This window comes from Pontibacter actiniarum (genome assembly GCF_003585765.1).
Lineage (GTDB): Bacteria > Bacteroidota > Bacteroidia > Cytophagales > Hymenobacteraceae > Pontibacter > Pontibacter actiniarum.
The window spans coordinates 3,006,848-3,020,740 of the sequence record NZ_CP021235.1 but is presented as its reverse complement, the minus strand read 5'-3'; the positions used below and the strand labels follow the sequence as shown (position 1 = coordinate 3,020,740).

Sequence of the window (13,893 nt, the reverse complement as noted above, 5' to 3'; positions counted from 1 at the left end):
AGTGCAAGGGCTGCTCTTTTGCCTGACACCGGTATGTTGCCGCGCCGGGGGATGCGGCAACCGTATCCGGGGAAGCAGGCACTACTATAGTTTAGGGGCAGGCTTTATTCGTTTACAACTTTGATGGTATGCGGCACAATCTGGCGCGGCCAGTCAGAGGCGTCCACCGGCTCCTGCTCAATCTGCTCTACTACGTCCATGCCTTCCACCACTTCTCCGAACACGGTATACTCTGTGTCCAGGCCAGGCTCGCCGCCTACTTTCAAGTAAGTTGCCTCTTGTGCTGGGGTGTAGTCTATGCCGTGCTTTTGCTCAAAGGCCAGCAGTTCCTCTTTGGTTACCGGCTCCCCTGTCACGATGTAGAAGTTATGAGAGGAGGATTCTTTGTCCGGGTTGCGCTCGTCGCCGTAGCGGGCCATGGCGAGTGCGCCGCGCTTATGGATGTGGCTGGGGCTAAACTCCTGGGGGACTTTGTAGGAGCCCTGGCTCATCTGGCGCTCGTCTGAGTCGCCGCCCTGTACGGCAAAGCCCTTCACGACACGGTAAAACTCCCCCTGATTGTAGAAGCCGGCTTTGGTGAGACGCACGAAGTTAGCGCGGTGCAGTGGCGTGTCTTTATACAGGCGCACCTTAATGTCGCCGTGGCGGGTGCTGATTACGGCAAGGCTGTCGGGGTGACGTTGGCCGTAGGCCTCCAGCTTAGCTACCGCATTTTCGTTTGTTAGCGGCTCCAGTGCCTGCTCATCCTCAGTGGTCGTTTCGGTTTGTTCGCCTTTGGCCTCCTCGGAGGAGTTGCTGCAGCTAAAGAGTGGCAGCAGGCAGGCGGCCAGCAGCAACGTGCGGCACAAAGGGGGCTGAAAAGTTTTTCTCATGATGGTTATCTGTTGCTCGTACTTTAAAGATAGCCGTTTTTCTGTATAGTTACACATGCTGGCTCTATGGTTTTGTGTAACACAAGGTAATAATTGTATTATTATAATTATTTAATTTCTGTGTTGTCCCACATAAGTACAATTACGTAAAGAGGTGATTTTGCTCTTCTGTAGATGCTGCACCAGATGTTACAACGCGTTGTCTTTTCGGTGCTTTGGTTGGGCCGGAAAAGCTTCTTGTAACGGTAATACAAGGTGCACGGGAAGCGCCTTTTTCAGGAGGCAGATAAATATATTTATAAATTAATTTGCATATAATATCCTGTATCAGTATTTTAAGGCTATTGTTCCTATAAATACTATTTATCTCACCTTAATTAAAAAGCATGAAAAACAGTTTACATTTCAAAAGAATGATGCGCTCCCTCATGTTTGGAGCATCTGTGGCAACAGCAGCCTGCACCTTTACAGCCTGTGATAATGGAACAGGTGATACGGTTGAACCTGTAGCGACCACACAGGCTGAAAGTGAAAATGGTGCAATTATAGACGGTCAGTATATTGTTGTATTTAAAGATGGTGCGACGCTCCGCACGAGTGAGAATGCTACCTATGCGCAGCGCATTGAGCGGGTGCGCGACATGACACAGGGCCTTATGTCCGACAATGGCATCAGCAACTTTAAAATCACGCAAACCTTTGGGCAGGCCGTGAAGGGCGTGACTGTAAGCCTTACGCAGAAAGAGGCGGAAAGCCTGCGCCATGACGCACGTGTGGCGTATGTGGAGCCAGACAGAATCGTTATGCTGGGCAAGCCCGGTACAGGCGGCGGCACAGGCGGCGGTGCCCAGGAAACGCCCTACGGCATTGCGCGGGTAGGTAGTGCCAGCGGTGCGGGTAAAACCGCCTGGGTTGTAGACACAGGCGTTGACCTGGACCACCCGGACCTGAACGTGGATGTGAGCCGCAGTGTGTCGATGTTTACAAGCGGCAGGGATGCCGGCTCTGCGGATGACAATAACGGGCACGGCACGCACGTGGCAGGTACCATTGCTGCTAAGAACAACTCCACAGGAGTGATTGGGGTGGCGTACGATGCCACCGTGGTGGCCGTGAAAGTGCTGGACTCCCGCGGTAGCGGTGCTTACTCAGGTGTGATTGCCGGTGTGGATTATGTGGCTGCTAACGGCAGTGCCGGTGATGTGGTGAACATGAGCCTGGGCGGGCCGGTTTCGCAGGCCCTGGACGATGCGATTATAGCAGCGGCTGGTAAAGGAATAAAGTTTGCCCTGGCTGCCGGTAACGAAAGCACGGATGCAAACAACTCTTCGCCTGCGCGTGTAAACCATGCCAACGTCTACACCGTGTCTGCCATGGACAGCGGCGACAGGTTTGCCTCGTTCTCCAACTACGGCAACCCGCCGGTAGATTACTGCGCCCCGGGCGTTAACATCAAGTCCACCTGGAAAGGCGGTGGCTACAACACCATCAGTGGTACGTCTATGGCCTCGCCGCACGTGGCAGGCTTGCTGCTGCTAGGTAACGTGGCAACCAGCGGCTATGTACAGAACGACCCGGACGGCACGCCGGACCCGATCGCCCATCATTAATATCTTAGAGAAAGTTTGAAGTGAGTTACTTAAAGGGCGGCCATTGGCTGCCCTTTTTTTACTGTAGCGCCTTCCGCATCACGTAGTCGTTCATCCAGTAAGGGCCGATAGGGATGTCCTCCTGCAGGTGCACACGATAGCCGCAGCGCTCGTAAAAGCCCTTTGCCTGGTTGTAGCGGTTCACGTTCAGGTCCAGTACGGCGGCACCGCGCCTTTGCACCTCCTGCTCCACGGCCTCCAGCAGCACCTTGCCGTAGCCCTTGCCCTGGGTCTGTGGCAGCAGGTAGATCTTGTTCAGCTTATATACCTGCCCGGCCGCCTCTTTCACAGAAAAGGAGGCGAAGCCGAGAGCTTGCCCTTCCTCCTCCAGCAGCCAAAAAAACTGCCCTTCCTGCATCTGCTTTGCCAGCGCCTCTGCAGTGTAAATCTCCCCAAACATATAGTCTATCTGCTCTTTGGTGAGGATACTGCGGTAAGTAGGTTCCCATGTCGCCTCAGCTAGCTGCTGAATCACCGGGATATCATCTGGAGTGGCTTGGCGGAGGTGTAGGCTTTTGCTCATAAACGGTACATTGGCTGAGGATGCAAGATAGGCGCTGCCGGGGTAAAAGCCAACCTGCCCAGTGCTTTCAACTCTGTGCAGAAATCCTATCTTTGTTTGCTCGGGAGCGTATCACCACAAAAAAAGAGATTATATGAAAGCTGTATACTTAGAGGATATCAACAAGCCCTTCACCGTTATTGAGAAGGAGAAACCAGCGGCAGGCCCAGGCGAGGTGCTGGTGCAGGTAAAGGCCGCGGCTCTGAACCGCCGCGATGTGTGGATACAGAAAGGAAAGTACTTTATAAAAGAGTACCCCGCCATATTAGGTTCGGACTGTGCTGGCGTGGTGGCGGAACTGGGCGCTGGGGTAGACCGCAGCTGGCTGAACCAGGAGGTGCTCGTAGACCCGTCATCAGACTGGGGGGACAACCCGCGAGCGCACTCCGCAAAGTATAAAATACTGGGCATGCCCGAAAACGGGGCCTTTGCGGAGTACGTGAAAGTGCCGGCCACCAGCCTGCACCAGAAACCGTTGCACCTGAGCTTTGAGGAAGCGGCCGCTTTGCCTTTGGCAGGCGTTACGGCCTACCGGGCCCTCTTTACCAAGTGTGAGTTGCAGGCTGGGGAGAAGGTGCTGGTAACGGGTGCTGGCGGAGGCGTGGCGCTGTTGGCGATACAGTTTGCCCTGGCCGCCGGTGCCGAGGTCTGGGTGACCTCAGGGTCTGAAGAGAAGATCGGCCTGGCCCAGGGCCTGGGTGCTGCCGGAGGTATAAACTACAAGTCGGAGAACTGGGGGAAAGAGCTGAAGGCGCAAACCGGGGGCTTCGATGTAATCATCGACAGTGCGGCGGGCGAGGGCTTCGTGCAGCTCGTGAAGCTGGCTAAGTCTGGGGGGCGCATCGGTATGTACGGCGGCACCACCGGCATGATCGGACAGTTAAACCCGGCGGAAATTTTCTGGAAGCAGCTTTCCATCTACGGCAGCACCATGGGTACAGCCCAGGACTTTGCAAACATGATGCAGCTGGTGCAGGAGAAGGAGGTTCGCCCGGTGGTGGATATCGTATACCCGCTCCACGAGGCAGAACAGGCCATGCGCTACATGGAGGCCGGTAAGCAGTTCGGGAAAATTGTGCTGAAAGTGCAGTAGGAAAACTTTACCTGCACGGGCTTTTAGAAGACTGAAAGCCCTCCCCAACGGGAGGGCTTCTCTTTACAATCTTTAGTTATGAGAAAAACCGTAGGTGCCTGGCTCTTAATGGCTTTGATTTGTGTGCGTTTAGATGCGACCGCGCAGCCCACTGCCCAAAAAGTAATGCGGCAAAAAGCCGAAGAACAGCTGAAGGATATTATCGGCCGCTCACCGGCGGTTACCGGACTTGTGGCAGTTGACCTGACCAGCGGGGAGACTTTTGCCTTTAATGCCGATGTGGCTTTCCCGCAAGCGAGTGCCATCAAAGTTCCCATCCTGATGAGCGTGTACAAACAGGCGCACGAAGGGAAATTCTTACTTTCGGATCAGAGAAAGGTAGCACCGGGCAACATAGTGGGAGGAACAGGAATCCTGAAGGACCTTGTAGACACGGCTTCGCTAAGTATTCGCAACCTGGGTGTGCTGATGATTGCCTTGAGCGATAACTCGGCCACAAATTCGCTCATCGACCTGGTGGGGATGCCGGAGGTGAATGCCATGCTGCGCTCTTTGGGAGCAAAGCAGACGCTTGTGCAGCGGAAGATGATCAACTCGGCCGCCTCGGGCAGGGGAGAGGAGAACCTGTCTACGCCCGCTGACGCAGCCAAAATCCTGCAGCTGCTGTACAGGGGGGAGTTCATTAACAAAGCCACTTCCGGGGAGATTGTCTCTATCCTGAGAAAGACTGACCGCCGCACCAGCAGGCTCGCTACAGGGCTGCCGGATGAGGTGCCAATCGCTTTTAAGCCGGGCGAGCTAAACGGTGTCTCCACTGAGTGGGCGCTGGTGTTGCTGCCCGAGCGGCCTTATGCGGTTGCCGTGATGGAGAGCTACAAAGTGGAAGGGCAGGGCGAGGAAACTGTTGAGGAGCTGTCCGAAGTGCTGTACGACTACTTCTGGCGCACTGGTAACGCCACGCGCTACGGCACTTACATAGACCCCAAACTGATCAAGTAAGTTACGGTGAGGCAGTGCCTCTTACATTATACTTCGCTTCAGCTGTTATGGCAAAGTTACTCCCCTTTCTTATCCTGCTCTTTTATACTTGTGTACCATGTGCTGCTAATGCTCAGAAGCAGGCCAGTTTGCTGGCCGGGAAAACAATTCTCCTGGATGCAGGACACGGAGGTACGGCGGAGACAGACAGTTTCCGGGTAGGGCCAACGGGTGAGCGGGAGGAGTGGATAAACCTGCGGGTGGCGCAGTTGCTGCAGAAGATGCTGGAGGAGAAGGGGGCCAACGTCGTGATGACGCGCACAGCCGACGTGAATATACCCTTGGCAGCGCGTGCGCAGTTGGCTGTGGACAGCCAGGCAGACGTTTTTCTGTCTGTCCACCACAATGCCACGGCTGATTCCAGCGTAAACTTCCCGATTATTTACTTCCATGGGAATGCCTCTGAAAATACGGCCAGTGTCGCTTTAGGGCTGCAAATTGCGCAGGCACTCAGGGCAAAGCTCTACAAAGGCGGTGCACCTGCAAGCTTAGTCTCAGACCACACCATTTTTCCATCGGCGGGCGCAAAAGTACTGCGCGATACGTACGGTATACCCGGCGTTATTGCGGAGGCGTCCTTCTTTACAAATGCAGCGGAGGAGGGCCGGCTGAAGAAGCGCAGGCATAACCGCCGGGAAGCCCTGGCCTATGTGGCGGCGCTGGAGGCTTTCTTTCTCCAACCCATTCCGGCTGTACTTTCTAAAAACTCCCTGGTGAGCCTGCCGCCTTTTCGCGCGTTTCAGGAGGCGGACCGCATGAATGAAGCCGCCCGCCTCTGGTACCAGGACTACCTGAAGGGGCAGGCGCTGCTGGAGCGGCAGGATACAGCGGCGCTGCAGCAGGCGTATGAGCTGTTTTCTCGCTCCGCCCGCTCGTTCCCCGATTCTTTCGTGGCGGCCAAGTGCCATGAGAACAGAGCCATCATCTTAAACAAGCTAGGCAGGGCCGATGAGGCACAGCAGGAGGCGCTGCGCGCGCGGGAGCATTATGTGCAGGTCCGGCAAGACTAGCTTTCAGACACAACTTCAACCAATCTATCAAACCTGAGAGGCTGTTTTGATTTAGTTGAATAGAAAAGTAGGTGCCGGTTGTTGGGTAAGAAAAGTTTGCAGACTTATGGCTTACCCAAGTGATTTAACCGACACCCAATGGCAATGTATAGAAAAGATACTGGAAGATGAAATGCTCGGCAGGAAGCGCATCTGGCCTCTTCGCAGCATCCTCAACGCCATCTTCTATGTGAGCAAAGGGGGGCATCCAGTGGCGCATGATGCCTGCAGAGCTTCCACCCTGGCAAACAGTCTACTACTATTACCGCAAATGGCGGCACAATGGTTTCTGGGAGTTGCTCCACGAGAGCCTCCACAAGAAAGTGAGGAGCAGGCACGGCAAAGAACATTCCCCGAGTGTAGGCATCCTGGACTCACAGAGCGTGAAGACCGTGCAGCAGGGAGGGCAAAGGGGCTATGACGCGGCCAAGCGGATAAAAGGGCTCTGGGCGGCACCTGGTGGTGGACACGCTGGGGCTGATGATCATGGTGATTGTGCACCGGGCCGACATCAGCGAGCGGCGGGGAGGCAGCTATCTGCTCCTGCGGCTTGCCTCCAGGGTAGCCGACTTCGGCAGGCTCCGTGTCTTCTTCGCCGACCAGGGTTACGGCGGGCAAAGGATGCGGGACTGGGTCAGGAGCACCTTCAGGGAACTGGGCTGGAGACTTCAGATAGTGGACAGGATTCACAAGAAGGCTTTTGTGGCCTTGCCCAAACGCTGGATTGTGGAGCGTACCTTCGGCTGGTTTAACCTCTACCGAAGGCTTTCCAAAGACTATGAATGCAGCACCAAGTCAGCCGAGACCATGATACAGATTACCATGATACACATCATGCTTAAAAAATTATCTAAATGAAATCAAAACAGCCTCTTAGTCAAAAGATTTCTTCGTTATGAGTAAAAAAGCCAGACCAGTGAAAGGCCTGCTTGTGAAAGCCAGCGCCATGGGGCTGCTGTTGCTGAGTGCCTGTGCCTCGCCTACCTTCCGTATACTTGAAAAACCTGTTGTTTTTGATGAGGAGCGGCAGCGGCTTTCCCTGGAGTACATGGAAAACAGGTACAACATGAAACAGGACGCCCCTTATATAGAGCCCAAGATGATCGTGCTGCACTGGACGGCCATACCCACGCTGGAGAAGTCGCATGATGCAATGAACCCGACGCTACTGCCAGGCTCCCGGACTGCCATCGGCTCGGCAAGCAACCTGAATGTCGCTGCCCAGTTTCTGATAGACAGGGACGGCACCATTTTCAGGCAGCTCCCGGACACAGCCTTCGCCCGCCACGTTATCGGGCTCAACCACTGCGCCATTGGGGTAGAAAACGTAGGCGGAGGAAAAGAAGGCCTGACGAAGGCGCAGCTGAAAGCCAACGAGGCCCTGGTCCGGTACCTGAAGAGCAAGTATGCGATTGAATACCTGATCGGGCACTACGAGTACCAGGACTTTGTAGACCACCCGCTCTGGAAGGAGGCAGACGCCGGTTACAGAACCCAGAAAGTAGACCCGGGTGTGGACTTTATGCAGAAAATACGGGAGCGGACAAAGGACCTGGGGCTGAAAGGCTCGCCTAAATCTTAAAGCAAAAGGCAGCTGTAAGTACAGGGGGCAGCTTTTCTCCTGCCGCCGAAAGCGTAACAACAGCTGCCAACCATAGGCAAGTATAAAAAGAAAGTGGGATCGGGCACTAAACCCCGATCCCGCTTCTTTTTATACTTGATTTATACTTGCTGATCAGCTGTGGCAAGGCTACTGGTTTTGCTGCTCCAGCAGGTTGAGCAGGAAGGCATACTGCAGGGCTGTTTCCTTGTAGCGCTGGAAGCGGCCGGAGGCACCGCCATGGCCCGCCTCCATGTTGGTGTGCAGCAGCAGCATGTTATCGTCCGTCTTCATGTCGCGGAGCTTGGCCACCCACTTGGCAGGCTCCCAGTACTGTACCTGCGAGTCGTGCAGGCCGGTGGTAACGAGCATGTTCGGGTAGCCTTTGGCCGCCACGTTATCGTAAGGCGAGTAAGACAGCATGTAGTCGTAGTACTCCTTTTCTGCCGGGTTGCCCCACTCATCAAACTCGCCCGTGGTCAGCGGTATACTCGTGTCCAGCATGGTGGTTATAACGTCCACAAACGGCACGGCTGCGATCACGCCTTGGTAGAGCTCCGGGCGCATGTTCACCACGGCACCCATCAGCAGGCCGCCGGCGCTTCCGCCCATGGCAAACAGCTTGTCCGGGTTTGTGTACTGCTGCTCGATCAGGAACTCAGAGGCATCGATAAAGTCAGTGAACGTGTTCTTTTTCTTCAGCAGTTTACCGTTCTCGTACCACTGGCGGCCCATTTCCTGGCCTCCGCGTATGTGGGCGATGGCGTACACAAAGCCTCGGTCCAGCAGGCTGAGGCGCACGGAGCTGAAGCCCGGGTTGGTGCTGCTGCCGTAAGAGCCGTAGGCGTAGAGCAGCGTTGGGTTATCCCCGTTCAGGGTAAGCCCTTTGCGGTACACCAGCGACACCGGGATTTTGGTGCCGTCGTCGGCGGTGGCGTAGAGGCGTTTTGCCTCATAGTTGCTCGGGTCGAAGTCGCCGACCACCTCTTCGCGCTTCAGCAGCTCCCTTTCCTTGGTCTGCATGTTAAACTCATAGGTAGAGTAGGGAGTTGTGAGCGAGGAGTAGCCGTAGCGCAGCTCTTTGCTGTCAAAGTCGGGGTTCAGGCCGATGTAGGCGGTATAGGCCTCTTCCCCGAAATCGATGTAGGCATCGTCTTTGGGGTTGCTCCAGCTCTTGACGCGAATCTGGGAAAGGCCGTTTTTACGCTCCTGCAGGGCCAGGTAATCTTTAAATATCTCGATCCCCTCCAGCAGCACGTCGTCACGGTGCGGGATTACCTCTGTCCAGTTGGCTTTGCCCGGCTTGCTCACCGGTGTCTGCATCAGCTTAAAGTTGGTGGCGCCGTCCTTGTTGGTTACGATGTAAAACTTATCTCCGAAGTGGTCCACGCTGTACTCCAGGCCGCGCTCGCGGGGCTGAATAACCTTAAAGGTGCCGTTCGGGTTGTCGGCGTCTACGTAGCGGTACTCGTTGGAGAGGGTGCTGGCGCTGCCGATGATGATGTACCTGTCGCTCTTGGTCTTGTACACATAGGTGCTGAAGGTCTCGTCTGCCTCGTGGAATACTTCCTTGTCCTGCGTGGTGGGGGTGCCCAGCGTGTGTTTAAATATCTTGTAGGAGCGCAGGGCCGGGTCCTTCATGGTGTAGAACACGGTTTTGTTATCGTTGGCCCAAACGGCGCTGCCTGTTGTGTTTGGGATGGCGTCCGGCAAGAGTTCGCCGGTTTTCAGGTTTTTGAAGCGCAAGGTATACTTGCGGCGGCTCACGGTGTCTTCCCCGAAGGCGAGTAGCTGGTTGTTGGGGCTCACGTCGAGGCCGGCGGCGGCGTAGTAGGACTGGTTCTCTGCACGCTTGTTGGCGTTCAGCATCACCTCTTCGGGGGCCTCCATCGTGCCTTTCTTGCGGGCGTAGATCGGGTACTCCTTGCCTTCCTCGTAGCGCACGTAGTACCAGTAGCCCTTGTCTTTGTATGGTACCGAAGCATCGTCCTGCTTTATGCGCCCCACAATCTCGTCGTAGAGCTCTTGTTGCATTTCTTTGGTGCCGGCCAGCATCTTTTCAGTGTACTCGTTCTCGGCGTTGAGGTAAGCGATGACTTCCGGGTTCTCGCGCTCGTTCAGCCAATAGTAGTTGTCGATGCGGGTATCGCCGTGGGTGGTGAGTTCCTTGGGTATTTTTTGGGCTGCAGGTGGCTGCGGCGCATCCGTGGTAACGGCGGCTGTTGTCGCTTCTGTGGTGGTGCTTGCTGTTGTACTGCCGGTGTTGCTCGACGAGCACCCGGCTCCTGCCGCAAGGCATGCGGCAAGCAGGGTGGCCGAAGCAGCCGACGATGGTTTCAGGGGCTTCATGTTTTGCTAGCGTTTAGGTTGTTACGGTTGTAAGCTGCTGCGAATGAGGTAGCCGCAGGTATATAAAAGTATAAAATCTCCCGGTAAATCAAAATACTTAAAAAGTTATGCATGCAGCGTATAATTCTGTATCTTGAGGCATCACCAGAACAAATTACAGTGTATAAACCTATGGCCACACAAGAAGAATTTGAAAGTGCAGTAGCAAAGTCTAAAACATTATCTGAGCGCCCCAGCAACGATGTACTCCTGAAGCTGTACGCCCTGTACAAGCAAGCCTCCGAAGGCGATGTGAACACGGAGCGCCCGGGCGGCTTCGACTTTAAGAACATTGCCAAGTGGGATGCCTGGAAGAAGCAGGAAGGCAAGAGCCAGGAGGAGGCACGCGAGGAGTATGTGCAGTACGTAAACCAACTGGTAGGGTAATAACATCCTGCTTCCGTGTTACAAAGTATAGCCGCAGCCGTTTGGTTGCGGCTTTTTTATTGCAGATGGCAGAGCGCCAGCTCCAAACGTTTTCGGGTGCAAACAGGCCGGTAAAAGGCAAGAGAAAGGGTATAGCGAGGGCTGTGAAAGTATAGTGTGTGATGTGTTATGTAAATTATTTATTTAAATAATTATACAAATAATGCAAAGTAGCGTATAAAACGCAGGTATTGCCACATGCCTGCAAAACAACACTATCCTATCCACAAACCATTTGTACCTATGAAGAAATATTACCTCGTAAAGCTGCTTCTACTGCTGCTTTTTATGGCGCCGTTTGCCTTGTTTGGGCAAAATACCGTTCGCGGCACGGTAACTGACTTTGGCTCCGGTGTCCCGCTGCCGGGTGTCAACGTAATTGTAGTGGGGAGTACCACCGGCACCAACACAGATGCAGAGGGGAACTACTTCATCGAACTGCCCGCCGGGGCAAACAAGATCACCTTCTCTTTCCTGGGGTATGTGCCGGAGACGTTTGACATCACACCGAACCTGACAAAGCTGGACGTGCGGCTAAAGGAAAGAACCACCAACCTGCAGGAGGTGGTGGTGACCGGCCTGGCCACTACCGTCAAGAGAGCCAACGCCGCCAACGCGGTGGCCGCGCTTAACACCAAGGAGCTCGTCGGTACCACCAATCCGCAGACCCTGGATGGGGCTATCAGCGGTAAGGTGGTAGGGGCGAACGTGGTGACCAGCTCCGGCGCGCCCGGTGGCGGTATCTCGGTGAAAATGCGCGGAATCACTTCTATATTCGGGGAGGCCGAGCCGCTGTATGTGATAGACGGCATTATCATGGATAACTCATCTATTTCGAGTGGGTAGAACGCCGTGACGGCAGCCAGCACCCAGGGAAACACCTCTACCCAGGACAACCCATCGAACCGGATCGCGGACCTGAACCCGGATGACATCGAAAGTATAGAATTCCTGAAAGGTGCCTCCGCTGCCGCTATCTATGGCTCCCTGGCTTCCGCAGGGGTGGTGGTGATCACTACCAAGCGTGGTGCTGTGGGTAAAACGGTGGTAAACCTGTCCCAGGATATAGGCGTGGCCACTGTTTCTAACCTGTTGGGGATGCGTAACCTCACAGAAGAAAGGGTGCGGGCCACGTACAACAACAACGAGGCGATTCTGGAGCTGTTCCGGGAGGCCCGCGATGCCGGCAGGCTGATAGACTACGAAGAAGAGCTCTACGGCAACAACGGCATGCTGTACACCACCCGGCTCAATGTAAGCGGAGGAAACGAGAGGACCCGCTTTTTTGTGGGTGGCCTGATTCAGGATGAAGAGGGCATTATTGAGAACACGGGGTACGAGAAAAAATCCATCCGCTTTAACCTGGACCACACCATATCCAAGCGCTTTGACTTTAGCCTGAGCACCAACTACATCAACTCCTCCGCCGACCGGGGCCTGACAAACAACGATAACGCGGGGGTGTCTTACGGGGTGGCGCTGTCCTCAACGCCGAGCTTTGTGAACCTGTTTCCGGATGAAAACGGCATTTACCCAACCAACCCCTTTGCTGCCTCTAACTTCCTGCAGACCCGCGACCTGATCACGAACAACGAGCTGACCAACCGCTTTATCGGGGGCCTTAACGTTAACGCCTACCTGCACGAAAGCAGCCTTAGCTCCACCAAACTGGTTTTGCGGGCAGGTCTGGACTTTTATTACCTGAAGACCACCGCCATCTTCCCGAGCTTGCTGCAGTTCCAGTCCAACGGCAACGGCACCAACGGCGCCTCCATCCAGGGCAACAACTATAACCTGAACACCAACTACGCCGCCTTCCTGGTAAACAACCTGAACCTGGCCGACAATACTCTGTTCCTGACCACTACCATAGGTGCCACGCGGGAAAACTTTAACCAGGACCAGACCTTGAACGTGGCCACCCAGCTGGTGGAGGGGCAGACCAATCTGGACCAGGCGGGTGCCCTGGATATTTCGCAGACGCGCATCATTGAGCGCAACAAAGGCCTGTTCTTCCAGGAGGAGCTCAACTACAGAGACCGCATTATTGCTACTGCCGGTCTACGGCTGGACAAGTCTTCTAACAATGCCGATGTCAATGACTTCCAGGCTTTCCCTAAGTTCTCGCTTGCACTGAACCTCGCCAACTTCGACTTCTGGAACGTGGAGGCGGTAAGCCTGCTGAAGCTGCGCAGCGCCTACGGCGAGGCGGGCGGATTCCCTCCGTTCGGAGCCAAGTATACCTCGTTCGTACCCTCCAACATTGGCGGAACACCCGGTGTCATTATCGGTATACAGCGGGGCAACAGCGACATTGAGCAGGAGCGCCAGAAAGAGCTGGAGGCGGGTATAGACCTCGGGCTCTTCGATAGCAGGGTGCTGCTGGAGGCTACCGTCTACAACAAAACGGTGGAGAACCTGATCCTTTTCCAGAACACAGAGCCGTCTTCCGGTTCTACAACCAGGGTAGTGAACGGGGGAGAGCTGCGCAACCGAGGCGTGGAACTGGCTTTGAGCGTTATACCGGTGGAAACACCTGGCTTTAAATGGGATTCTAAAACCAGCTACTGGGTAAACCGCTCTAAGATTACGGAGCTGGAAATTGAGCCTTTCGCGCTGGGTGCCTTTGGCAACGGCTACGGAACGTACTTTATCGAGGAAGGCGCCTCGGCGACCCAGATTGTAGGGGCCACGGCCGATGGCGTGCGGAAGATAGGTGACGCAACTCCGGACTTCCAGATGAATTTCCACAACTTCTTTACCATTAAGCAGAACCTGACTTTCTCTTTCTTGCTTCACTGGAAAAAGGGCGGAGACAATGTAAACCTGACGCAGCTGCTGTTCGACGCCAGCGGAACATCAGCAGACTATGACGACGACGACGATGGCGACGGGGTGATCAACGGCGAAGACAGGCTGAGCTCCGGCACCGCCGAAACCTGGGTGCAGGACGCCTCTTACCTGCGCTTGCGTGAGATAGGCCTGTACTACACCATACCCAAAACAGCCCTTGCCTCTGTGCTTGGCAATGTGCTGCAGAACGTGCGCATTGGGGCGTCTGCCAACAACCTGTTCACGGTGACAGACTACGCCGGCTATGACCCGGAGGTGTCGAACTTTGGTAGCAACGGCCTGTCCACCGGGGTTGATGTAACCCCCTTCCCGCCTTCCAAGCGCTACTTCTTCCACTTATCCCTTGGCTTTTAATCTAAAGAA

The 13,893-nt window shown here is 55.0% G+C and carries 11 protein-coding genes and 1 pseudogene; 9 read left to right on the top strand and 3 right to left on the bottom strand.

Translation table 11 applies throughout. The features are described 5' to 3' along the window. Positions 1-104: 104 nt before the first annotated feature. Positions 105-872 carry a peptidylprolyl isomerase gene (locus tag CA264_RS13005; RefSeq protein WP_025607754.1) on the bottom strand — a complete coding sequence of 256 codons (768 nt, stop codon included), beginning with the start codon at positions 870-872 and terminating at the stop codon, positions 105-107. A 386-nt stretch (positions 873-1,258) separates the two neighbouring features. Between CA264_RS13005 and CA264_RS13000 the strand changes: the two genes are divergently transcribed. Then, on the top strand, positions 1,259-2,482 hold the full coding sequence (locus CA264_RS13000; protein ID WP_084196225.1) for a S8 family serine peptidase: 1,224 nt from the start codon (positions 1,259-1,261) through the stop codon (positions 2,480-2,482). A 58-nt stretch (positions 2,483-2,540) separates the two neighbouring features. Here CA264_RS13000 and CA264_RS12995 read toward each other — a convergent pair whose 3' ends face one another. After that, the gene (locus CA264_RS12995; RefSeq protein ID WP_025607751.1) at positions 2,541-3,044 is read right to left on the bottom strand and encodes a GNAT family N-acetyltransferase; all 504 of its coding nucleotides are present in this window, start codon (positions 3,042-3,044) and stop codon (positions 2,541-2,543) included. Positions 3,045-3,177: 133 nt separating this feature from the next. Between CA264_RS12995 and CA264_RS12990 the strand changes: the two genes are divergently transcribed. The 5 genes and pseudogenes from CA264_RS12990 (at position 3,178) to CA264_RS12970 (ending at position 7,845) form a co-directional block, all read left to right on the top strand. Next, on the top strand, positions 3,178-4,176 hold the full coding sequence (locus CA264_RS12990; RefSeq protein WP_025607750.1) for a quinone oxidoreductase family protein: 999 nt from the start codon (positions 3,178-3,180) through the stop codon (positions 4,174-4,176). Positions 4,177-4,254: 78 nt separating this feature from the next. Further along, on the top strand, positions 4,255-5,175 hold the full coding sequence (locus CA264_RS12985) for a serine hydrolase (protein WP_025607748.1): 921 nt from the start codon (positions 4,255-4,257) through the stop codon (positions 5,173-5,175). Between the two features lie 47 nt (positions 5,176-5,222). Continuing rightward, on the top strand, positions 5,223-6,224 hold the full coding sequence (locus CA264_RS12980; RefSeq protein ID WP_025607747.1) for an N-acetylmuramoyl-L-alanine amidase family protein: 1,002 nt from the start codon (positions 5,223-5,225) through the stop codon (positions 6,222-6,224). A gap of 106 nt (positions 6,225-6,330) precedes the next feature. Further along, positions 6,331-7,121 (top strand): annotated as a pseudogene (locus CA264_RS12975) (IS5 family transposase). 37 nt (positions 7,122-7,158) lie between these two features. Beyond that, positions 7,159-7,845, top strand: a complete 687-nt coding sequence (locus CA264_RS12970; protein WP_051364440.1) for an N-acetylmuramoyl-L-alanine amidase — start codon at positions 7,159-7,161, stop codon at positions 7,843-7,845. 168 nt (positions 7,846-8,013) lie between these two features. Here the strand turns inward: CA264_RS12970 and CA264_RS12965 are convergent, their stop codons facing one another. Beyond that, complete coding sequence (locus CA264_RS12965; protein WP_025607744.1) at positions 8,014-10,212, bottom strand: S9 family peptidase; 2,199 nt, start codon at positions 10,210-10,212, stop codon at positions 8,014-8,016. A 171-nt stretch (positions 10,213-10,383) separates the two neighbouring features. Between CA264_RS12965 and CA264_RS12960 the strand changes: the two genes are divergently transcribed. The 3 genes from CA264_RS12960 (at position 10,384) to CA264_RS12955 (ending at position 13,884) form a co-directional block, all read left to right on the top strand. Beyond that, positions 10,384-10,638, top strand: coding sequence for an acyl-CoA-binding protein (locus tag CA264_RS12960; protein WP_025607743.1), 255 nt, complete (start codon positions 10,384-10,386; stop codon positions 10,636-10,638). Positions 10,639-10,920: 282 nt separating this feature from the next. Then, on the top strand, positions 10,921-11,523 hold the full coding sequence (locus tag CA264_RS22125; protein WP_211233398.1) for a carboxypeptidase-like regulatory domain-containing protein: 603 nt from the start codon (positions 10,921-10,923) through the stop codon (positions 11,521-11,523). 6 nt (positions 11,524-11,529) lie between these two features. Further along, positions 11,530-13,884, top strand: a complete 2,355-nt coding sequence (locus CA264_RS12955) for a TonB-dependent receptor domain-containing protein (RefSeq protein ID WP_211233397.1) — start codon at positions 11,530-11,532, stop codon at positions 13,882-13,884. The last annotated feature ends 9 nt before the right edge of the window (positions 13,885-13,893 follow it).

What these genes read in the sequence shown, in the direction of transcription:
- CA264_RS13000 (WP_084196225.1), top strand. Translation starts at nt 1,259, where the DNA reads ATGAAAAACAGTTTACATTTCAAAAGAATGATGCGCTCCCTCATGTTT.
- CA264_RS12995 (WP_025607751.1), bottom strand. Translation starts at nt 3,044, where the DNA reads ATGAGCAAAAGCCTACACCTCCGCCAAGCCACTCCAGATGATATCCCG.
- CA264_RS12965 (WP_025607744.1), bottom strand. Translation starts at nt 10,212, where the DNA reads ATGAAGCCCCTGAAACCATCGTCGGCTGCTTCGGCCACCCTGCTTGCC.
- CA264_RS13005 (WP_025607754.1), bottom strand. Translation starts at nt 872, where the DNA reads ATGAGAAAAACTTTTCAGCCCCCTTTGTGCCGCACGTTGCTGCTGGCC.
- CA264_RS12980 (WP_025607747.1), top strand. Translation starts at nt 5,223, where the DNA reads ATGGCAAAGTTACTCCCCTTTCTTATCCTGCTCTTTTATACTTGTGTA.
- CA264_RS12970 (WP_051364440.1), top strand. Translation starts at nt 7,159, where the DNA reads ATGAGTAAAAAAGCCAGACCAGTGAAAGGCCTGCTTGTGAAAGCCAGC.
- CA264_RS12960 (WP_025607743.1), top strand. Translation starts at nt 10,384, where the DNA reads ATGGCCACACAAGAAGAATTTGAAAGTGCAGTAGCAAAGTCTAAAACA.
- CA264_RS22125 (WP_211233398.1), top strand. Translation starts at nt 10,921, where the DNA reads ATGAAGAAATATTACCTCGTAAAGCTGCTTCTACTGCTGCTTTTTATG.
- CA264_RS12985 (WP_025607748.1), top strand. Translation starts at nt 4,255, where the DNA reads ATGAGAAAAACCGTAGGTGCCTGGCTCTTAATGGCTTTGATTTGTGTG.
- CA264_RS12990 (WP_025607750.1), top strand. Translation starts at nt 3,178, where the DNA reads ATGAAAGCTGTATACTTAGAGGATATCAACAAGCCCTTCACCGTTATT.